This is a genomic window from Bacteroidota bacterium (genome assembly GCA_016706255.1).
Classification (GTDB): domain Bacteria; phylum Bacteroidota; class Bacteroidia; order Chitinophagales; family BACL12; genus UBA7236.
Genome location: JADJJZ010000011.1, coordinates 92636 through 115630 on the forward strand (window position 1 = coordinate 92636; position 22995 = coordinate 115630).

Annotated in this window: 17 protein-coding genes; 9 read left to right on the forward strand and 8 right to left on the reverse strand. The window is 36.9% G+C overall.

Features of this window, described 5'->3' with window-relative positions; genetic code table 11:
• Nucleotides 1-2135 precede the first annotated feature (2135 nt).
• Nucleotides 2136-2882, forward strand: a complete 747-nt coding sequence (locus IPI65_14920) for a TonB family protein (protein ID MBK7442764.1) — start codon at nucleotides 2136-2138, stop codon at nucleotides 2880-2882.
• Nucleotides 2883-2900: 18 nt separating this feature from the next.
• Here the strand turns inward: IPI65_14920 and IPI65_14925 are convergent, their stop codons facing one another.
• Nucleotides 2901-3521: a TetR family transcriptional regulator gene (locus IPI65_14925; protein MBK7442765.1), complete on the reverse strand. Its 621-nt coding sequence runs from the start codon at nucleotides 3519-3521 to the stop codon at nucleotides 2901-2903.
• Between the two features lie 53 nt (nucleotides 3522-3574).
• On the opposite strand from IPI65_14925, the gene IPI65_14930 reads away from it, so the two are divergent.
• Nucleotides 3575-4126 carry a cupin domain-containing protein gene (locus IPI65_14930; protein ID MBK7442766.1) on the forward strand — a complete coding sequence of 184 codons (552 nt, stop codon included), beginning with the start codon at nucleotides 3575-3577 and terminating at the stop codon, nucleotides 4124-4126.
• Between the two features lie 311 nt (nucleotides 4127-4437).
• Here IPI65_14930 and IPI65_14935 read toward each other — a convergent pair whose 3' ends face one another.
• Complete coding sequence (locus IPI65_14935) at nucleotides 4438-5592, reverse strand: IS4 family transposase (protein MBK7442767.1); 1155 nt, start codon at nucleotides 5590-5592, stop codon at nucleotides 4438-4440.
• Between the two features lie 1266 nt (nucleotides 5593-6858).
• On the opposite strand from IPI65_14935, the gene IPI65_14940 reads away from it, so the two are divergent.
• From IPI65_14940 to IPI65_14950, 3 genes are all read left to right on the forward strand, one after another.
• Nucleotides 6859-7143, forward strand: a complete 285-nt coding sequence (locus IPI65_14940; GenBank protein ID MBK7442768.1) for an N-acetyltransferase — start codon at nucleotides 6859-6861, stop codon at nucleotides 7141-7143.
• A 409-nt stretch (nucleotides 7144-7552) separates the two neighbouring features.
• Nucleotides 7553-7852, forward strand: a complete 300-nt coding sequence (locus IPI65_14945; protein MBK7442769.1) for a hypothetical protein — start codon at nucleotides 7553-7555, stop codon at nucleotides 7850-7852.
• Nucleotides 7849-8658: a hypothetical protein gene (locus tag IPI65_14950; protein MBK7442770.1), complete on the forward strand. Its 810-nt coding sequence runs from the start codon at nucleotides 7849-7851 to the stop codon at nucleotides 8656-8658. The genes IPI65_14945 and IPI65_14950 overlap by 4 nt, the downstream gene beginning before the upstream one ends.
• Here the strand turns inward: IPI65_14950 and IPI65_14955 are convergent.
• From IPI65_14955 to prfB, 3 genes are all read right to left on the reverse strand, one after another.
• Entirely contained in the window at nucleotides 8599-9420 is an 822-nt protein-coding gene (locus IPI65_14955; GenBank protein ID MBK7442771.1) for a hypothetical protein, read from the reverse strand. The two genes, IPI65_14950 and IPI65_14955, sit on opposite strands and share 60 nt — an antisense overlap.
• A gap of 99 nt (nucleotides 9421-9519) precedes the next feature.
• The gene (locus tag IPI65_14960; protein ID MBK7442772.1) at nucleotides 9520-10293 is read right to left on the reverse strand and encodes a hypothetical protein; all 774 of its coding nucleotides are present in this window, start codon (nucleotides 10291-10293) and stop codon (nucleotides 9520-9522) included.
• A 146-nt stretch (nucleotides 10294-10439) separates the two neighbouring features.
• A protein-coding gene (prfB, locus tag IPI65_14965; protein MBK7442773.1) for a peptide chain release factor 2 occupies nucleotides 10440-11517 on the reverse strand; the annotation gives its coding sequence in 2 pieces (ribosomal slippage) (nucleotides 10440-11468 and nucleotides 11470-11517; 1077 coding nt in all).
• 354 nt (nucleotides 11518-11871) lie between these two features.
• Between prfB and IPI65_14970 the strand changes: the two genes are divergently transcribed.
• The 3 genes from IPI65_14970 (at nucleotide 11872) to IPI65_14980 (ending at nucleotide 17201) form a co-directional block, all read left to right on the forward strand.
• Entirely contained in the window at nucleotides 11872-13512 is a 1641-nt protein-coding gene (locus IPI65_14970; GenBank protein ID MBK7442774.1) for a glycerol-3-phosphate dehydrogenase/oxidase, read from the forward strand.
• Between the two features lie 96 nt (nucleotides 13513-13608).
• Nucleotides 13609-14958, forward strand: a complete 1350-nt coding sequence (locus IPI65_14975; GenBank protein MBK7442775.1) for a PhoH family protein — start codon at nucleotides 13609-13611, stop codon at nucleotides 14956-14958.
• A gap of 362 nt (nucleotides 14959-15320) precedes the next feature.
• Complete coding sequence (locus IPI65_14980; protein MBK7442776.1) at nucleotides 15321-17201, forward strand: type IIA DNA topoisomerase subunit B; 1881 nt, start codon at nucleotides 15321-15323, stop codon at nucleotides 17199-17201.
• A gap of 66 nt (nucleotides 17202-17267) precedes the next feature.
• Here IPI65_14980 and IPI65_14985 read toward each other — a convergent pair whose 3' ends face one another.
• The 3 genes from IPI65_14985 to IPI65_14995 form a co-directional block, all read right to left on the reverse strand.
• The gene (locus tag IPI65_14985; protein ID MBK7442777.1) at nucleotides 17268-18815 is read right to left on the reverse strand and encodes a hypothetical protein; all 1548 of its coding nucleotides are present in this window, start codon (nucleotides 18813-18815) and stop codon (nucleotides 17268-17270) included.
• Between the two features lie 11 nt (nucleotides 18816-18826).
• Nucleotides 18827-19456, reverse strand: coding sequence for an RNA polymerase sigma factor (locus IPI65_14990; protein MBK7442778.1), 630 nt, complete (start codon nucleotides 19454-19456; stop codon nucleotides 18827-18829).
• A gap of 89 nt (nucleotides 19457-19545) precedes the next feature.
• Nucleotides 19546-19833: a hypothetical protein gene (locus tag IPI65_14995; protein MBK7442779.1), complete on the reverse strand. Its 288-nt coding sequence runs from the start codon at nucleotides 19831-19833 to the stop codon at nucleotides 19546-19548.
• Between the two features lie 193 nt (nucleotides 19834-20026).
• Between IPI65_14995 and IPI65_15000 the strand changes: the two genes are divergently transcribed.
• Nucleotides 20027-22681, forward strand: coding sequence for a DNA gyrase/topoisomerase IV subunit A (locus IPI65_15000; protein MBK7442780.1), 2655 nt, complete (start codon nucleotides 20027-20029; stop codon nucleotides 22679-22681).
• The last annotated feature ends 314 nt before the right edge of the window (nucleotides 22682-22995 follow it).

A 22995-nucleotide genomic window follows, 5' to 3' on the forward strand; every position in this document is an offset into this window, starting at 1 on the left:
GTCGCGAAGGTTAAGGTTTATATAATGTAATATTTCAAGCGCGCTAAGCTTTTAAACCAGGTTCACGCGGAACAAAGGAAAAAGTCGGAGTCGTGAACCGGCTGTTTAATTGGTACATTGGTACATCGGTACATTTGCACATTGAATAGTTTCTCGCAAAGTCGCGAAGTTTAAGGTTTATATAATGTGTTATTTCAAGCGCGCTAAGCTTTTACACCAATTGCACGCTGAAAAAATCGGAGCGATGAGCCGGCTGTTTATTTTGTAAATTGGATGGATGTTTTTTATCTACGGTGAATAAATATCATAAGGTAACACTAAATTCCTCTGTGCACTCAGTGGGCTGTTTTCTTTGTATTTCCTCTGTGGTTTCGGCTGTTCAATTGGTACATGGGTACATTGGTACATTTGCACATTGAATAGTTTCTCGCAAAGTCGCGAAGTTTAAGGTTTATATAATGTGTTATTTCAAGTGCGCTATGCTTTTACACCAGGTTCACGCGGAACAAAGGAAAAAGTCGGAGTCGTGAACCGGCTGTTTAATTGGGTACATTGTGCATTTGCACATTGATTAGTTTCTCGCAAAGTCGCGAAGTTTAAGGTTTATATAATGTGTTATTTCAAGTGCGCTATGCTTTTACACCAGGTTCACGCAAAACAAAGGAAAAAGTCGGAGTCGTGAACCGGCTGTTTAATTGGTACATTGGTACATCGGTACATTTGCACATTGATTAGTTTCTCGCAAAGTCGCGAAGTTTAAGGTTTATATAATGTGTTATTTCAAGTGCGCTATGCTTTTACACCAGGTTCACGCAAAACAAAGGAAAAAGTCGGAGTCGTGAACCGGCTGTTTAATTGAGACATTGGCATCAGTGCATTTGCACATTGATTAGTTTCTTGCAAAGTCGCGAAGGTTAAGGTTTATATAATGTAATATTTCAAGCGCGCTAAGCTTTTACACCAGGTTCACGCGGAACAAAGGAAAAAGTCGGAGTCGTGAACCGGCTGTTTAATTGGTACATTGGTACATCGGTACATTTGCACATTGGTTAGTTTCTCGCAAAGTCGCGAAGGTTAAGGTTTAAATTATGTGTTATTTCAAGCGCGCTAAGCTTTTACACCAGTTGCAGGCTGAAAAAATCGGAACGATTAACCGGCTGTTTAATGTGTAAATTAGATGGAAGTTTTATTTCTAGGAAAATAAATATCATAAGGTAACACTAAATTCCTCTGTGCACTCAGTGGGCTGTTTTCTTTGTATTTCCTCTGTGGTTTCGGCTGTTCAATTGGTACATGGGTACATTGGTACATTTGCACATTGATTAGTTTCTCGCAAAGTCGCGAAGTTTAAGGTTTATATAATGTGTTATTTCAAGCGCGCTAAGCTTTTACACCAGGTGCACGCTGAAAAAGCGGAGCGGTGAGCCGGCTGTTTAATGTGTAAATTAGATGGATGTTTTTTATCTACAGTGAATAAATATCATAAGGTAACACTAAATTCCTCTGTGCACTCAGTGGGCTGTTCTCTTTGTATTTCCTCTGTGGTTTCGGCTGTTCAATTGGTATGGGTACATTGGTACATTTGCACATTGATTAGTTTCTCGCAAAGTCGCGAAGGTTAAGGTTTAAATTATGTGTTATTTCAAGCGCGCTAAGCTTTTACACCAGTTGTACGTTGAAAAAAGGAGAGCTGAACCTGCCCCTTATTGGGTAAATTAGATGGATGTTTTTTAATCTACGGTGAATAAATATCATAAGGTAACACTAAATTCCTCTGTGCACTCAGTGGGCTGTTTTCTTTGGGTTTCCTCTGTGGTTTCGGCTGTTTAATTGGTACATGGGTACATCGGTACATTTGCACATTGATTAGTTTCTCGCAAAGTCGCGGAGTTTAAGGTTTATATAATGTGTTATTTCTAGCGCGCTAAGTCTATAAACCAATTTCACGCGGAAGAAAGGAAAAAGTCGGAGTCGTGAACCGGCTGTTTAATTGGTACATTGGTACATCGGTACATTTGCACATTGATTAGTTTCTCACAAAGTCGCGTAGGTTAAGGTTTAAATAATGTGTTATTTCATGCGCGCTAAGCTTTTACACCAGTGTCACGCGGAAAAATGGAAAAAGGCGGAGTTTTATGCTGATAAACCAAGCAGCTGAAATTTTCACGGCTAGAATGATTAATAATTTTTCTCCTAAATTTGTAAAAAAAGCAACCATGCAAAAATTTTGTTTTACACTTGGGTTTATCCTAATTACATATATATCCACTGCTCAAACAAGTCAGACAACTTATTACAAAGATGAAAATTTGAAAAAAGAAGTGCCTGAAGAAAAGGCAGTTTATAAAAAAACAATTACACAATCCGAAGACGGAACAATTACTGTTGAAGCAATTAATATCATTAAACAGGAAGTGATTTTTTTTGAGGCGACTAAAAATAGTGAACAAGTTGGTGTATGGATTAATCCTAAAAGAGAACACAAAGTGCTCAATTATGATTTTCAGTTAATTTATAGCAAAGACACTTGTATTAACACAACGCCTAAAATGGCTGATTATTTTAAAGATAATGACTCGCTGCAATACAAGGCACCAAAAATAACAAGCGGCGAGCAATCTATTTTTCAATATATAGGTAGCCATACCTACTACCCGCGGTTGGCCCGTGACAATGGAATTGAAGGTACAATATACCTAACGTTGATCGTTGATGATAAAGGCAAAGTTTCTAGTGTCAGCGTGAACCGCGGTATACAAGTCACGCTGGATAAAGAAGCTGCTAGAGTGCTTAATTCATTAACTTTCGACGGACCTGCTACACTAATCGGTGTGCCCGTTGGATTTTGTTGTGTTATACCTATAAAATTTATGATGAGCTGATTGTATAAGCTTGTTCCACTAAGCTTGTAATCCTGCTAAAAAATGCAATATTTCTTTTTCTCCCTTTTTAGAAGTATAGGGTTGAATCGTTTTTGCCGTTAAAATTAAATAGTGATGGATTTGGTTTTCTACACTCAATCTGCTTTGTGAGACAGCTGCTTCTGATATCCAAAAACGGATAATCAACGAAAGTGCAGAAACTAAATACTCAACATCCGATTTATCCTTGAATTTGAGAAACCCATTTTTTATAAGATGCGAAATATTTGCGCTGATGGCCATATTTCTGCTCGAAGCGGTTTTTTTATATTGGGACTTAATTACTTTGTTTTGCTCCATAAGATGCACAAAACTTAATAACAAACATCGATACTGCACGTGATTGTGAAAAACTTGTTGTAGCATGTTCAGAAATTCAGCCAAAGTGATGCTTTCACTGGCTACTACAACCTTAGAGTTGGCATCTTTTAACCCTTGTGAAATCGCAAATACCAAGTCATCCTTCGTTGGATAATAATAGGTGATATTACTTACGCGCATGTTAAGATGGGCGGCTAATTCGCGCATACCGACATATTCCACCCCTTCATTATTGAATAATTCAAGGGCTTTTGAAAATATTTTTTCTTTTGTGGTCATAAAATTTGGACAATGTCCAAAAATAGCTATTTTTGTTTTATAAATTGAAAATTATGCAACATACTTATCCACTTACAATTGAAAACTGTATAGGCGAAAAACTCACATTTACCGGAATAGAAAAAACACTTAAGGGCGACCGTGTATTGGTGATTGGAAATTGTAAACCCGGTGCAGGTCCTGCCATGCATGTGCATTTTCAGCAAGATGAATGTTTATCAGTTGTTTCGGGAAAAATGGGTTATCAGGTTTTAGGAGAGGAACCGAAAATGGCTTTGCCGGGTGAAACCGTTTTATTTAAACGCGGCACACCACATAAATTTTGGGCAGCCGACAACCATCCCCTGGTAGCCAATGGATGGATAGAACCTGCAAACTCGGTGGTGTTCTTTTTATCTGCTTTATATGCAGCACAAAATAAATCCGGTAATGCACAACCGGAGGCTTTCGATGGTGCTTATCTGGTAACGAGATACAAATCAGAATATGATATTAAAGAAGTGCCTACATTTGTCAAAAAAGTAATATTTCCAATAATTGTTTTAATTGGTAAAATACGTGGTAAATACAATCATTTTGCAAATGCACCGGAGCCGTTAAAATAAAACAAGCGCATTAAGTTTCTCGCAAAGTCGCGAAGGTTAAGGTTTATATAATGTAATATTTCAAGCGCGCTAAGCTTTTACACCAGGTTCACGCGGAACAAAGGAAAAAGTCGGAGTCGTGAACCGGCTGTTTAATTGGTACATCGGTACATCACTGTTGTCCGGTAAAACTCATATGATTTTACGAAGTTGTTTATTTACGGTGGTTTTAGGTTGCAGATAGTTGCTTTTTCAAGGTGAAGCCCTTAGGAAGTTAAAAGACAGTTGTGGTGATGGTGGTTTATAAATGCTAAGCATTTTTTCGGGGTCGATTAAAAATCAATGATGTTAAAATAGTTCATCAGATGTTGCCTAATCATGCCTGATATTGTAGAATAAGCCCAATGCTTATTTCCTGTTTGGTTAACTGTTTTTTGTATTATTCTCACTAATAAATCACATATCAAAGTTGCCCATATTTGTATTTCTATTGCATTGGGATTATCGCCTAAAAAATATTTTAATGGATAACGTTGTTTTATGCGCTTGAATAATGTTTCAATTTGCCATCTGCGCTTATACAAGTCTGCAATGACTTCCGGATCGCTAGTGTAATCATTACAAACAAATTGAAACATGCGTTGCTTTTCCTCATCCCAAAATTCAACTACTCGGGCTTTAATTAAGGGGATTTTTTTTCGATTACTTGGCCGACCTAATTCCACATAATTATCAGAGCGGACACCTGAGTCATAGGCTGCTTCCGACACAGGGCGGTGCACCAGCACTTTTACAGAAGCATCCCTTTTAAGTCGGCTTACCCATCTAATACCGTGATTACCCCATTCAGCGAACTGCTTGTAATTGGTGTAGGCTTTATCAAACAACACAGTAGAGTTATCAGGCACTTTAAGTTGGTGTAAGAAAGTTAAATCATGTTCTTTGGCTTCACTAATAAAAACAAATGCAGGTAAATCATGCTTGGCATTTATCATCATGTGCGCTTTAACACCACCCTTCTTTTTTCCATTTTGTTTAGCGGTACCGGCACCGCGCATCACTGAATTAAAGAGACTAAATGTTGTTGAATCGATGATAAATAAGTCATCATCGATATTTAATGGACGGCGGCTGTCCGGTAAACCGAAATAGGTATCATAAAGCATGTGATACACACTTTCGAAGAATTTGGCAGGACGGCGTTGATTTGCTTCTGATAACGTACTTCTTTTTGGTGTATCCAGCAACCCTAAATGATTGAGTTTATTTAGGCCGTAACCCTGCATTCCTGTAGTGATTTCACGCAAATTGGTGGCATTGAAAAATGCACCATATAACATCGTGATCAAATGGTCATATGCCATAAATTTCTTGCAATATCGATTTGCATTATGCAGTTTAGACAAACGCTCGATTTGTGCCCGGGGTATTAAAGAAAGTAGTTGATTGAATACCGGCTGTCCGGTAAAAAAAGTACCTTTGCGCATAAGTTTAGTTTTTGGTCGCAAATCAAAACTAACACTTATTGGGAGTTCTTCGGAGCTCCCTTTTTATTTATAATTATTTTTTACCGGACACCAGTGATCGTACATTTGCACATTGATTAGTTTCTCGCAAAGTCGCGAAGGTTAAGGTTTAAATTATGTGTTATTTCAAGCGCGCTAAGCTTTTACACCAGTTGTACGTTGAAAAAGGAGAGCTGAACCTGCCCCTTATTGGGTAAATTAGATGGATGTTTTTTAATCTACGGTGAATAAATATCATAAGGTAACACTAAATTCCTCTGTGCACTCAGTGGGCTGTTTTCTTTGTATTTCCTCTGTGGTTTCGGCTGTTCAATTGGTACATGGGTACATTGGTACATTTGCACATTGATTATTTTCTCGCAAAGTCGCGAAGATTAAAGTTTATATTATGTGTTATTTCAAGCGCGCTAAGTTTTTAAACCAATTGTACACTGATAAAGCAGAGCGTTGAAACGTTTTTTTATTGGGCAAATTAGATGGATGTTTTTTATCTAGGGTGAGTAAATATCATAAGGTAACACTGAATTCCTCTGTGCACTCAGTGGGCTGTTTCTTTGTATTTCCTCTGTGGTTTCGGCTGTTCAATTGGTACATGGGTACATTGGTACATTTGCACATTGATTATTTTCTCGCAAAGTCGCGAAGGTTAAGGTTTAAATTATGTGTTATTTCAAGCGCGCTAAGTTTTTACACCATTTGTACGCTGAAAAAGCGGAGCGATGAGCCTGCTGTTTATTTTGTAAATTAGATGGATGTTTTTTAATCATGGAAAATAAATATCATAAGGTAACACTAAATTCCTCTGTGCACTCAGTGGGCTGTTTTCTTTGTATTTCCTCTGTGGTTTCGGCTGTTCAATTGGTACATGGGTACATTGGTACATTTGCACATTGATTATTTTCTCGCAAAGTCGCTAGGTTTAAGGTTTAAATAATGTGTTATTTCAAGCGCGCTAAGTCTATAAACCAATTTCACGCGGAAGAAAGGAAAAAGTCGGAGTCGTGAACCGGCTGTTTAATTGGTACATTGGTACATCGGTACATTTGCACATTGATTAGTTTCTCGCAAAGTCGCGAAGTTTAAGGTTTATATAATGTGTTATTTCAAGCGCGCTAAGTTTTTACACCAATTGTACACTGATAAAGCGGAGAGTTGAACCGGCTGTTTATCGGTAACTTATAAGCCTGTTAATTAGCGCATCATCACATTAATATTTATATTTACACAATGGAAATTCAACAAACTGATAACCATAAGAGGGGAAGTTTTTTCATTGAGATAAATGGAAAAAAAATGGCTGAAATGACCTATGTTTGGGCTGGGGCCGGTATAATTATTATTGAACATACGGAAGTTGACGACGCATTAAGAGGTAAAAGTGCCGGCAAACAACTTGTTGCTCAAGCAGTGGCGTTTGCACGAGAAAAAGGTATTAAAATTAAACCGCTTTGTCCATTCGCGAAATCGGTTTTTGATAAAATTGATGATTATCATGATGTCTTGAAAAATTAAAAACTACGTAGCTATTTTGTGAAAAAATTGAAATGTGTTGGGTTCAATATTAAATCAGTGCTATTTCAATTTCTTAAGATATTTAATTTAAATAACTGGGGCGTGTGCCGAAATGAACATTAGTTGATAGCTAAACAATCCGATACGGCACCGTGCTTTCCGCTCCAAATCCTCGTCCTTCGTTCCTCAGTCCTGCGGGTTTTACGCTGCAATCACTCACGCGGGGTTTCGGATTAATCATCTCATGGATGTCCGCGCATTATGTATTTTTGGAATGACGCCAAATAATGTAAATAAACAATTAATTAAGTAGAATTGTATCTGTTGGTTAATAAAGGTTAATCATTGTAATAATGTTCACTATCGGCGCGATTATTGTAAATTTGAAACTAAATTATCATTTATTACCATGGCTAACAACACTTCGCAACATATATTAAACACCGCTGCCAACCTTTTAGGATTCTGTTTATTCGTAATTACATCACTCCATATTGCCAGTCGCACTGAAACGCATATAATTGATGAGCTTACTTCAGGCGTGGCGGTTTTGCTGACTTTTGCATGTTTGTTTTCATTTATTTCTATCAGAACCGTTCATCCAACTAAGGAAAGGAGATTGGAGAAAATTGCTGACTACCTTTTTGTAACCTCTCTTGCCGGTATTCTCATAATCATTTTACTGATTACATTGAACTTTATTAAATGAAAATTTATAACAAGCTACCGGCAATTACTTTGGCTTTCTGGGTAATGAAAATTTGTGCCACCACTTTGGGTGAAACTGCCGGCGATTTGTTATCTATGACTTTAAATGTTGGTTATGCTTTATCCTCTATCATTTTATTAAGCGTTTTTTTGATAACGCTCATTATTCAGTTATCTGTAAAAAAGTATCATCCTGTTATTTATTGGGCCGTTATTTTATCTACCAGCACCGCAGGAACCACTATGTCCGATTACATGGACCGCACACTCGGATTGGGTTATGCCTTAGGTTCCTGCATTTTAATTGTTTTGCTGCTTACAACATTATTTATCTGGTTTCAATCAGAAAAATCACTTTCTGTTACTGAAATACGCACAAAAAAAGGTGAATTGTTTTATTGGACTGCCATATTATTTTCCAATACCCTTGGCACAGCCTTGGGCGATTTTCTTGCTGATGATTCCGGTTTGGGCTTTGCTGGTGGAGCCATATTAATTGGAACATTATTAATAATAATAATCGCCTGTTATTACTTTTCTAAAATTTCGCATGTGGTTTTATTTTGGGCGGCATTTGTTTTAACACGCCCTTTTGGCGCTACGTTCGGCGATTTGCTTACTAAGACAAAAGATCAGGGCGGACTCAATTTTGGAACAAGAGGCGCATCAATTACTTTGGGCTATTTTAATTTTGCTGATTTTAAATGCGCAACTCAAATTGAAAAAAGAAGCGAAATTCGAACAGTATTAATATACATATTCAAAAAGTACGTGTTTTATCTGATTGTCCTGATTCGTTTCGATTAATTCTTGCAAAACCCCATTTTTGTTATAGGTTGCATCGATAGTAAATTCTGAAGAAATTAATTGAACCGGCTGAATGCCATGATATTTAATTTTGAAACTGGTTGTGTCTCCATTATAGAATGTAACAATACATTTAGTTATTCGTCCAAATCGAATGGTATACTGCTCGCTGTAGAGAAATGATTGCAACTCATTTGATTCAGTTTTAATAATCAGCGCAGGAGTATTCCTTTTATATTTAATGAGCTTACTGAAATTTCCATATTCTTCGTATTCGAATATTTGTGGATAGCCGAAAATAAACTTTCTTTCGTCAGAAACGCCTTGGGATACGATATAATCGCAATAATTTTTTGAGTTATATTGATAAGTAATATTTGTAATTCCACTGGATGATACTTTCTCTACAAGCTCGTTTCTAACATAACTACAACTGTAAAAATTTACCATTGTATCCCGCTTTTCATTGATATAATATTCTGCAATAACATCCCCGAACGAATAATAGGTAAAGCGTCTGGAAAAATAAAATTCATTATTTGTGTAGTTTGTAACTGCAATTCGATTTCCTGACCTATCAAAACGAATTGTATCAGTTTTAATCGGCAAACTATCATCTCCAAAATAAGTATTTGAAATCATTACCCGGCAAGTGGGAATATTTCGTTCAAAAAATGACAAGTATCCTTCCTCAAATAATTGTCCGGATACTGCACTTAACAAAATTAAATTAAACAGTATCAAACAAATGTTATGGCGCATTTCTTATGTCTTGAAACATTATAAAACGAAAAAGTCGGCTGAAAATATATTTCAACCGACTTAACAATTTTATTCAATTTTGGGCTGCAATTTGCTTATTTATTCAATGGTGACGCTTGCTGTATTTATAAAAACATCTTCCTCATTATAAATATCTACATAATAAAGTCCCTTTTCTTTAAAAGTGGCTTTGAATGCAAAATAATCCCAATCTTTTTCGATACTTACCGTAAAACTCATGGTGGGTTCTCCAAATAAATCATCCTCTTCGTTAAAAATATCTACATAAACATATTCTGATTCAAAAGGGCGGTTGTTATTTGCTACATAGCAGGTAACAGTAACACTGTCAGAGGTTAAGTAAAATACGCTCGATTCGCCAATTAAATTGATACTGGCATCCACAGTATTACAAAATCGCATTTCTGAATTTTCATAATAGTAAGTATCTATTTTATTGGTATCGCTAACAATTGTATAATCTATAGCTACATCAAATTCTACGCTAGCCATTTCATTACCATTAAACATCATGGTTGCTTTGTAATCGCCGGGTGTTGTGAAAAATTGATCGCGTACAAACCAGGAAGTCGTGTTATCTGAAGCAGGAATCGTTTCAAACGGAATGTATTTATTTTGAGTTACATCCCATTGATCAATATACAAATACCAAACGCCACTAGCAAAATTGGAAGGTTGCTTATATAATATGTAAACATATCCGCCTTCCTTTGCTACATCCCATGATGCATATACACCGGAGGGGTTTCCACTTTGGTCGTATGACTCACATAAAACAATACTTTGAGCCCGTAGTCCCAAGCTGAAACAAAGCATTAAAAAGGCTAAAACGAGGTTGTGTTGTGTGCGCATAATTTAAAATTTTGGGTAAAGTTATATTAATTATAAATGCATTTCAAAGGATAAAAAATATAAAATTATTGTTGATTAAAATCACATTTACCGCATAAAAAATCCGGAATTATAATACTCCGGACCTTTCATAATTATTTATTTTATTACTCCATAAGCAGGTAGGCTTTGATAAATTCATCCAAGCCTCCGTTTAATACAGCATCTGCATTTCCGGTTTCATAACCTGTTCTGGCATCTTTAACCAATTTATAAGGATGTAAAACATAATTTCGAATCTGGCTACCCCATTCAATTTTCTTTTTGGTGCCTTCAATTTTATCTTTTACTTCCTGACGTTTCTGCAATTCTAAATCATATAATTTACTGCGCAACATTTGCATAGCCATTTCACGGTTTAAACCCTGTGTTCTGTTCACCTGACAGGCAACAACAATACCGGTAGGTAAGTGGGTTACCCGCACTGCCGTTTCCACCTTATTTACATTCTGACCACCGGCACCACCACTTCGGAAGGTGTCCCAGGTTAAATCGGAAGGTGAAATATTAATTTCAATGGTATCATCAATCAATGGCGAAACAAACACACTGGCAAAACTCGTATGCCTTTTTGCATTGCTGTCGAAAGGAGAGATGCGCACCAAACGATGCACGCCATTTTCACTTTTCAGCAAACCATAAGCAAACTCACCATCAATTTGTAATGAAGCACTTTTAATGCCCGCCACATCACCTGCCTGAAAATCGAGTTCCGTTACTTTAAATCCGTTTTTACTCGCCCACATATTATACATGCGGTATAACATACTCGCCCAATCGCAACTTTCTGTGCCACCAGCACCTGAGTTTATCGTTAAAATTGCAGGTAATTGATCTTCATGTTCGGTAAGTGTCGATTTAAATTCCAGCTCGTCCAGTATTGCCTGTGATTTTACATACTGTGCTTCCAATTCCTCTTCACCCGCCTCACCGGCTTGCGAAAATTCATATAGCACTTCCAGGTCGTCAACGGCTGCTGCGGCATCATTATAGCTATTAATCCAGATATTGTTAATCTTGATTCGCTTCAACACCACCTCAGCATTTTTCGGATCATCCCAAAAACCCGGCTGGTGTGTAATTTGTTCGTCTTCTCTTACTTGTGTAACCTTATCATCGAAGTTAAAGAAACCTCCTCAAAACAAGCAGTTTTTCTTTTAAATCTGTTAAATGTTCGAATGTCATGCGGCAAAGATAGCCAAATTAGGGAATTAGCAAATTGGTTGATTAGCAAATTAGCTAATTGGGTGAGGAGGTAGATGTTGATTTAGAGTTTTACAAGGCACGCTTGGTTGAATTAGCAAATTAGCTTATTAGCAAATTAGCTGATGGGGTGATTCGTAAACTATAAATTATTCTTACAAATCAACATCCTGTTATTTTTTGCAAAAAAATAACCCTCAAATTTCATTAATCACTTTTAGCATTCTCAAAATTGACTATATATCGACGCATGTGCACAAGCGATAAACCCCATTTGCTAATTTGCTAATTGCCAAATTTGCTAATTAATTTCACACCTTTGTAAAAATTCCACGCTTGTCGCTCAACACATTACTTCGGAACGAAAATTTGGCAAAAGCCCGGCAGGTCACCTATGACCTTATTATTATTGGAGGCGGAATTACGGGGGCTGGAATTGCACTTGATGCCGCTGCAAGAGGATTGAAGGTGCTTTTGCTTGAAAAATACGACTTCGCAGGTGGAACTTCTTCAAAATCGACTAAGCTGATTCATGGCGGATTACGATATTTAAAACAGCTGGAATTTGGATTGGTGCGGACGGTTGGAATTGAACGTGCTGTTATTCATAAACTTGCACCACATTTGGTTGAACCTGTTAATATGGTGTTGCCGATTTATAAGGACGGCAGTCTCGGCAAATTTTCCACATCGCTGGCATTACGCATTTATGATGCACTGGCGCAGGTGAAAAAAGAAGACCGTTATTATCTTGTAGATAGTAAATTAATGTCTGAACTGGAACCCCTCATAAATAAAAACGGATTATTAGGTGCGGCAATTTATAAAGAATTCAGAACGGATGATGCACGATTAACATTGAGTGTTATTAAATCAGCAAATCAATACGGTGCAGACTGTTTTAATTATCTGAAAGCAGAAAATTTTTTATTTGAAAATAATAAAATTACCGGCGTTATCGCAAGAGATTTAATTAGCGATAAACAAATGGAATTTAAAGGCACATTTGTAATTAACGCTGCAGGCCCATGGGTAGATGATGTTCGGAGTTTAGAAACATTACCTAAAGGGAAAAAATTACATCTCACCAAAGGTATACATATTGTTGTTCATAAATCGGATTTACCTGTAAAACATGCCTTGTATTTTGATGTTGCGGGTGATAACCGTATGATATTTATTATTCCGCGAGGTGATATCGTTTATATTGGGACTACTGATACGAATTATACCGGCGACAAAGATAATATCAGCCTTACTACAGAAGATGCCAATTACCTGATTCAGGCTGTAAATGCTTTGTTTCCTGAACTTGCGTTACGCAATAATCAGATTTTGTCGGGTTGGGCCGGTTTGCGGCCGCTAATACATGAGGAAGGAAAGTCACCATCTGAATTATCTCGAAAAGATGAAATATTTATTTCAGATAAGGGATTGATTTCCATAGCAGGAGGTAAATTAACCGGTTACCGGAAAATGGCTGAAAAGGTTGTTAATCTGCTCGCAAAAAAAGAAAAAAAACTCGGTAAACATATTCCTGCAGGTCATACGATAAATATTAAATTATTTGGCGCTGATTTTAATATCCCAATTGAAGAATATATTGAAAGAAGAACAGGTGAGGCAAAACAAATTGAGGTAAGCAGAAAAACAATTACCTATTTAGTACATAATTACGGCACTGCTACAGAAGATATCATTAACCTGGCATTTGAAATAGGAAATTCGGTTAAAAATGCACACTTAAGAATATTAACGGCTGAAATAATTTATTGTATTGAAAATGAAATGGTAACCAACGTGAGCGATTTTATTATTCGCAGAACAGGATTATTATATTTCGATATGCCAACTGCCAAGGCAATATATACAGATGTGGCAAATGTTATTGCTGATAGATTAAATTTAGATGAAGTCGAAAAACAGCAGCAAATTGAATTCTTTTTAACTGCCCTTGTACAGGTGCTTCCGGCCTGAGCTGTACGCTGGTACGTACAATTATCAACAACTATGTGGTATAACCTTGTTTGTAGTTCTGCAAACATAAGCTAATCTTGGATTACAAACCACGATATGGCATTGAAGAAAAAAGCTAAAGTGCAGGAGGAGAAAAAAATTTTCATTCTAGACACATCGGTTATACTGCACGACCATAATTCTGTAAACAAATTTGAGGAACATGATGTAGTTATTCCCATAACAGTGCTGGAAGAATTAGACAACTTCAAGAAGGGTAACGAAACCATCAATTTTGAAGCAAGGGAATTTATTCGATTTCTCGATAATAAATCGAAGGAAAGTACTTTGCAGGAGTGGCGACCAATTAACGGACGCACTACAGGGCGCATGCTGGTTGCCATGTATGAACATACCGGTTTAAATGCTGAAGAAGTTTTTGGAGAAGAAAAGCCTGATCATAAAATATTGAATACGGCTTTGGTTATGAAACAAAAATATCCGACGCATAAGGTTATTTTGGTTACAAAAGATATTAATCTTCGTCTGAAAGCCAAGTCGCTCGGACTTTACAGCGAAGATTACAAAAACGATAAAATTGAAAATCCCGATTTATTAAAGGAACCAATTGAAACAATTGAAGGGATTGATCACGAAACAATTGATAAAATTTACAGCGACGGATTTATCGGATTTAAAAAAATATTAAAACAGGAACCATTTTCCAATCAGTGTTTTATTTTGAAAAATGGCAGCAGCAGTGTATTAGCAAGTTATAATTCTGAAGAAAAAGTATTTGAACGAATTAATAAAGCTACTGCATACGGTATTAAACCACGTAATGCTGAACAGGTATTTGCCCTAAATGTTTTACTGGATCCGGATATTAAACTGGTAGCATTACAGGGACAATCAGGAACCGGGAAAACCTTGCTGGCATTGGCTTCTGCATTAGAACAAAGAAGAAATTATAAACAAATATTTCTTGCCCGCCCAATTATTCCATTAAATAATAAAGACATTGGTTATTTACCGGGCGATATTAAATCCAAACTGAATCCATACATGGAACCACTTTGGGATAATTTAAAAATGATTCAAAATCAATTTGAGCAAAACGACAGCGAATACAAAGCAATTGCGCAAATGATTGAACAGGAAAAACTCGTCATTCAGCCACTTGCTTATATTCGTGGTCGCAGTATTTCCAATATTTATTTTATCATCGATGAAGCTCAAAATCTCACACCGCTCGAAGTAAAAACCATCATCACCCGAGCAGGAGAGAACACAAAAATCATTTTCACCGGCGACATCAATCAAATCGATACACCCTATCTCGATACCCACAGCAACGGATTGAGTTATTTGATAGACAAGATAAACAACCACCCAATGTGCTCCGTAATCACCCTCCAAAAAGGCGAACGCAGCGAACTCGCCAACCTGGCCAACGAATTATTATAAAAAAATAGCATAAAAAAAGCAACCCCGCTCTGCGCAGTCGGAGACTGCGCAGCCGAACCGCGGTCTCCCGACCGATAGGTTTAAATTGTAATTCCAAGTAACCAAATAATTCCAATTATAAAGGTGGTCCAAGACCATCACCGCTCTGCGCTGTCTCCGACTGCGCTGAGGCTTCCGCGGTCTCCGACCGTCTTGATTTAAGTAACTATTGAAGTTTGAATTAGATATTTGTTTTTGTTTACAAGATGGTCAAAGACCATGTAAGCCTCAGCGCAGTCGGAGACAGCGCAGAGCGACATACAAACGTAAACGTGTGCATATCATTCATCTGAACTCGGATTCAAATCTGCTATTTTCGCGCTATGGCTAACACGAACTATAATTATTCGGAAGATCATATCAGGACCCTCGACTGGATTGAACACATGCGGATGCGTCCGGGGATGTATATTGGTAAACTTGGTGATGGTTCATCGGCGGATGATGGTATTTACATTCTGGTAAAAGAAGTTATCGATAACGCCATCGATGAATATATGATGGGTTACGGGAAAAAAATTGAAGTTGAAATAGAAGAATATAAAGTTACGGTTCGCGATTACGGTCGGGGTATTCCGCTGGGGAAAGTGATTGAGTGTGTGAGCGTTATGAACACCGGAGCGAAATATGACTCTGCGGCTTTTCAAAAATCGGTTGGTTTAAATGGCGTGGGAACCAAGGCGGTTAATGCTTTAAGTCACTACTTTCGTGTAGAGGCCTTTCGTGAAGGAAAAACTAAAATGGCTGAATTTGAAAAGGGAATTTTGAAGAAAGATAATAGCATCACTAAAACCGATCAGAAAGACGGCACATTAGTTACATTTATCCCTGATAATGCCATCTTTAAAAATTATCATTTTATTCCTGAATATCTCGATAATCAGTTGTGGAATTATGTTTTTTTAAATGCCGGATTAACTATTCATTATAACGGACAAAAATATTATTCGCAAAACGGCTTACTCGACTTATTAAAACGCAAAACGAATGAAGAAGATTTACGTTACCCGATTATACATTTAAAAGGCGACGATATTGAATTGGCACTTACCCATAATAATGAGTATGGTGAAGAATATTATTCATTTGTAAACGGACAATTTACCACTCAGGGTGGAACACACCTTGCTGCTTTTCGTGAAGGAATTGTAAAAACCGTGCGTGAGTTTTACAAAAAAGATTTTGATGCTTCCGATATTCGTCAGGCTATTGTTGGAGCCATTGCTATACGCGTGCAGGAGCCCGTTTTTGAATCGCAAACTAAAACTAAACTGGGCTCTATCAATATTGCTCCCGATGGCATTACGGTTAAAAGTTTTGTGGTAGATTTTATTAAAAAAGAACTCGACAATTATCTCCATAAAAATCCGACTACAGCCGATGCATTACTTAAACGTATCTTACAAAATGAACGTGAAAGAAAAGATATAGCAGGTATTAAAAAATTAGCTAATGAACGTGCTAAAAAGGCAAATCTCCACAACAAAAAACTGCGTGATTGTCGCTTCCATTTAGGGGAAGATAAACACGAAAAAACAAATAATTCGACCTTATTTATTACGGAAGGGGATAGCGCCAGTGGTAGTATTACCAAAGCCCGTGACGTGGAAACACAGGCTGTATTTTCGTTAAAAGGTAAACCATTAAATGTATACGGACTAACTAAAAAAATTGTATACGAAAATGAGGAATTTAATTTATTGCAACACGCATTAAATATAGAAGATGGTATTGAAGGATTACGGTACAATCAAATTGTAATTGCAACAGATGCCGATGTGGATGGTATGCATATACGATTGTTATTGCTGACCTTCTTCCTTCAGTTTTTCCCTGACCTGGTAAAAAACAATCACGTGTATATTTTGCAGACACCATTATTCAGGGTGCGGAATAAAAAAGATACCATTTATTGTTATTCGCAAACAGAAAAACAAAATGCCGTAAACAAATTGGGTAATAAGCCGGAAATCACACGCTTCAAAGGTCTTGGTGAGATTTCACCTGATGAATTCAGCGGATTTATTGGTGAAAATATTCGCCTTGAACCCGTAATCATCGGCAAAGAACAAACCATACAAAGTACGCTCGAATATTATATGGGAAAAAACACACCTGAACGCCAGGGATTTATTATCAAAAATTTACGTGTTGAAAAAGATGTAATAGAAGAAGAGGAAGTTATTGAGGCGGAAGCTGAATAAATTTTTTCTTTTAAAATACTTTTTTATTGATTTAAGGAATTGATATTACAGTGTATTATCAATTCCTTAAAATTCTATCCTCAATCCGAGTTGAACTCCGTATCCTGTAAATCGCTGATCAATTGTTGCATCTGAATTTACTGAACCTAAATTCCATCGCATTAATCCGTTTAAACCTAATCCGATTTGGTCGGTAATCATATACTGAATGGAAGGTTTTGCTATCCAGTTAAAATTAGATTGTTTGAAATAACTTAAACTAATTTCCTCGAAACCACTCACCGAATCATTTGGATAAGTCACCGAAACCGAATTCGTTAAAGCCAATGCAGGACCGGTTTGTAGGGCAAACACCCAATTACCGGCATGATATTGATATCCAACTAATAAAGGAAATTCGAGGTAACTGATTTTGTTGGTTCCTGAAAACGTTTCTTCGAAAGAATCGATCGTAATTATAGCAAAGGAATCAATCACTATCATGAAAGTATCATAAATGTATTCCATAATAGTATCACTTGTGTAACTTGTAAAAGCATAATCCACTTCAGATTGATAATTGTAAGCATTTACACCAGCTGCAATGCTGAAGTTATTTATCAATAATCCGCCATTAACAGATAACCCAAAACTGTTAACTATACTTTCATTGTTATTGCGATAATTAATCCAGTCGTTCAAATTAGGATTGTTGGTGCTTAAGTTAGTTTGAACAAAATCAACTCCAAAAGCAGCTTCTGCAAACCACTTTGGCGTAAACGATTTTTTTGGAGAAGGTTGTTTCGTATTATTGGAAATGGTTGGTTCTTGTTTAGTTTCTGCACCAATTGAATCGTTTGTCTTTGTTAGGATGTCTAAAGGCTCATTACTTTTAACTTGATTTTCATTGTCCGCAATAACATTATCGGCTTCCTGAATTACCTCAGTTTTATTTGCCGGAGTTTCATCTTTAGTCGCTACAGGGTCGGCTGTTTTTTCGCTATTATTAGCTACCACGATTGTTACATCATCTATTAGTGTTTGCTGATTGTTATTTGTTTTGGTTTCGGATGAAATAATGGTAGCCGGCTTAACTGTGGCGGAATTTCCATTCTTCACCATTGCATTATTTTCCGTTGCTGCTTTATCTTCCATCTTTTGTTTCCGTAAACCTTTCGTTTTTTTCAGGATTTTGTCCTTGATGCCTGAATTTACATTTTTAACTTGTTGATTATCAGATGATTGTGAATTGTCATCTACCCCCAAAATATTTTCATTTTTTTGGGAACTTTTTGATGTTGATTGGTGTTTAGTGTTTAATTCTTCGCCAGTTCTATCTTCCTTAAATATTTCAGTATTGTTGTTTTTAGCAATTTGATCTTCATTTTGTTGCTTATTGTAATTGTTTAATGCCAGATAGGTGCAAATACCTACTGCGACAAAAGCAGCACCGAACAACCAGAATTTTAATCTGTTGCCACCTTTACCTTTTTTGAGTGTATCGAAATTACTTAGGGTTTTTTGAGCATCATCCCAGTATTTTTCATCAAACTCAAAAGGACGGTCGTGCAGTCCATCCCGAAAGATTTTATCTACCGGATGCTGCTCGTTTTTATTGTTCCTTTTATCTGACATAATTAAATTACTTAACTAAGTTCGTTTATCATTTGTTTTAAAAGTGTGCGGGCATTATTTACATGCCATTTACTTGTGCCTTCGCTTATTTTAAGTAAGTCGGCAATTTCTTTATGACTATACCCGTCAATTGCAAAAAGGTTAAATACTTTCCCCGTTACTTCAGGCAATTTTTGGAGCATATTGTTTAACTGTTCACTGCTAATTTCTTTATCGTAATCATTGTCAACGGAATGTTGCTCATAATTAACGGTTTGGTGATCAGAAAAATCTTTTAATCGTGTTTGTTCATTATACAGTTTATTTTTTCTGAAGGCATCAATTATGGTATTAATCATAATACGTCGCATCCATAACTCAGGTGGGACGTGGCTTTTACGTTTGTCTGCGTTTAATAAAATTTTGAGAAAACCTTCATTTAATAAAGCCATTGCATCGTCGAAATTTTTGGCATAACGTGAACAGATACCCATTAACAAACTATAACTCTGTTTGTATAATGCATATTGGGCCTGCTTATTCCCTGTTGCTGATTGGTTTAATAATTCCGGCGTTATGCCCATGTTGTGGCTATAGACAAATGTGTTGTCTTTAAGTGGTAAAGTTATACGGTCATATTGTATTTGTTTTATCGTAAACAAAGTTTTTTATGTTGAACAGTTGTAATTATGAACAGCAATTAAAAATCCTTCCCACCCCAAAAAAGGAGCGGGAAGGAACCTATCAGCATTTACGGAATCGAATCTTCATAAATTGAATCACCGGGCCAGATTATTGAATCTTCAGGCCAGCCTATAGTATCGCCGGGCCAATCGATATCGGTGGAATCATCCGGCCATCCGATATCTGTCGTGTCTCCTTCATCAATCCAAATGGAGTCACCCGGGTCATAAATTGTGTCTGTCAGGTCAGGGTCAGCACCGCCTAATCCATCAAAAGGAAACTCATCACAAGATGCATAAGCAATGGCGAGTAACACGAGGAGGAGCGCATACATTTTACTCAAATTTCTGTTCATAAAACCTGTTTTTAGTTATGATTAAATACTTTCAATACTATACACGTAACTAATGCTTCCATGGTTGGGTAGGGTTAGCTATTTGTCACAAAAAACACCCTTTGCCACTTGTTAGGTGGAAAACTTCTGTATTATGCTCTATACCTTATGTTTATTTTTGGCTTTGCCTTAAAAGGCAGCATTTATAAGTATCATGGCAAAGAAAAAAACCGATAAAAACGAAGAAGAGGAAGAAGGAAAATCGCAGGATATTACCCCAATGCCTGTGAAAACCGGTGTTACGCATGTTTCGGGCATGTATAAGGACTGGTTTCTGGATTATGCGAGTTATGTAATCCTGGAACGCGCTGTGCCTGATATCCGCGATGGTGTGAAACCCGTTCAACGCCGCATTTTACATGCCATGCGCGAAATGGACGACGGTCGTTTTCACAAGGTGGCCAATGTTATTGGACAAACCATGCAATATCACCCACACGGTGATGCTGCAATTGGCGATGCTTTGGTAAATATTGGTCAGAAAGATCTGCTAATCGAAACGCAAGGTAACTGGGGCGATGTAAGAACCGGCGATGATGCTGCTGCTCCGCGTTATATTGAAGCACGTTTATCCAAATTTGCCTTAGAAGTTGTTTTTAATAAAGAAACTACCGAATGGCAATTAAGTTACGACGGCCGTAAAGCCGAACCTGTTTTTCTACCGGTTAAATTTCCACTTGTTTTAGCAATGGGTGTTGAAGGTATTGCGGTGGGTTTATCAACCAAAATCCTGACCCATAATTTTTGTGAATTGATTTTGGCAAGTATTGAAGTATTAAAGGGAAATCCCACCAAAATTTTACCCGATTTTGCCAATGGCGGATATATAGATGTTTCCGATTACAACAGCGGAGAACGCGGAAGCAAAATTCGTTGTCGCGCAAAAATGGAAGTTGCGGACAAAAAAACAATTTTAATAAAAGAAATACCTTACGGTACCACAACATCATCCTTAATTGACTCAATTATCAAAGCAAATGATAAAGGGAAAATTAAAATAAAAAAAGTAACGGATAATACTGCCAAAGATGTTGAAATTGCCATTGAATTAGCAGCGGGTGTTTCGCCTGATGTTACTGTTGATGCGTTATATGCGTTTACGGATTGCGAAATTTCGATTTCACCTTCTACTTGTGTGATTGAAGATGATACACCTTTATTTTTAACGGTAGATGAAATTCTTCGCCGCTCAACAAAAAATACAAAAAACCTGCTCAAGCTGGAGTTGGAATTACGTTTAGAGGAATTAAACGAAAAATGGCATTTCAGCTCGCTCGAAAAAATATTTATTGAAAACAGAATTTACCGCGATATTGAAGAATGTGAAACCTGGGAAGCAGTAATTAAAACAATCGATAAAGGATTAGACCCATATAAAAAATTATTGGTTCGTGAGGTTACGGAAGATGATATTGTTCGGTTGACGGAAATAAAAATCAAACGTATTTCAAAATTCGATGCATTTAAAGCGGATGAATATATTCGTGCATTGGAAAATGAAATGAAAGAGGTGAAACATAATTTACGTCACCTCACCGATTATGCAATTAAATATTTTGAAGATTTACTGAAAAAATACGGCAAGGGAAGAGAACGCAAATCGGAAATCAGAAAATTTGATACCATAGAAGCCAAAGCGGTTGTGGCAAACAACGCCAAGCTGTATGTCAATAGGGAAGAGGGTTTCGTTGGTTTCGGATTGAAAAAGGATGAATTTATTTGTGACTGTTCCGATATAGATGATATTATTGCCTTTACGGATGAAGGTAAAATGAAAGTAGTGCGCATTGCTGATAAAGTATTTATCGGTAAAAAGATTGTTTACGCGGCAGTGTGGAAAAAAGAAGACGAGCGTATGACGTATCACATGATTTATTCCGACAGTAAAAGCGGAAAGGCATTTGCAAAACGATTTAATGTTACGGCTATAACGCGTGATAAAGAATATGATCTTACACAGGGTAATCCTAAAAGTAAAGTATGGTATTTTTCTGCAAATCCGAACAGCGAAAGTGAAGTTGTAAATATTCAATTACATCCAAATGCAAAAGCTAAAATAAAAATATTCGATTTTGATTTTGGTGAATTGGCTGTGAAGGGACGTTCCAGTATGGGTAATACCATCACCAAATATGGTTTGCGCAAAGTGGTGCAAAAAGAAAAAGGCACTTCCACTTTAGGCGGAAGAAAATTGTGGCTGGATGAAACAGTAGGCAGATTAAATATTGATTCAAGAGGCAGATATTTAGGTGAATTTGATACAGGAGATAATATACTGGTTATATATCGTGATGGCAATTATGAGCTCACTAATTTTGAACTCAGCAACCGATTCGAAATGCGCGATGTGATGCTGGTAGAAAAATTTAATGAGAATGATGTGATTTCTGCAGCTTATTGGGATAATGCTTCGAAAAATATGTACGTAAAACGTTTCTACATAGAAGCAATTGTGCCCGACAAAAAATACCCATTTATTTCGGAAACCCCCGGTTCAAAATTATATTATGCAACCAATCATCCATTTCCTGTTCTTGAATTGATTCTTGTAAAAGGCAGAAAAGGAGAGGAGGTAACTGAATTAATTGAAGTAGCCGACTTCATCGACATCAAAGGCTGGAAAAGTCAGGGCAACCGTTTGAGCCAATATGAAATTAAAAAAGTAACCGGCAAAAAAGGTGAAACTGAAGAAACAACCGAAGAAGAAACTCCCTCCAAAAAGAAAACTGATGTAAAAGTTGGCACTCAAATGGAATGGGATTTAGATAAAAAGGCGAAGGATAAAGGGGAGCAGACGAAGCTCTTCTAATGTGCTGATGTGCTAATTTGTTGATGTGCTGATTAACAGCCGGATAATGTACCAATGTGCCGATGTACCAATGTACCAATGGAACAGCCGAATTTGAGCTAAAATTTAATTCGGAGCTCCCGTTGAGGGTAATAAATATTAAACCTGTGTTCAATTTGCTAATTGAACTGTCGAATTTATCTTAAATTGTCATTAAAACGATAAACCCCCATTAGCTAATTTGCTAATCGGCTAATTTGCTAATTTATTCTCTGATTGCCATCCAAACGAAAACTCCCATTAGCTAATTTGCTAATTAATCAATTTAACAGCCA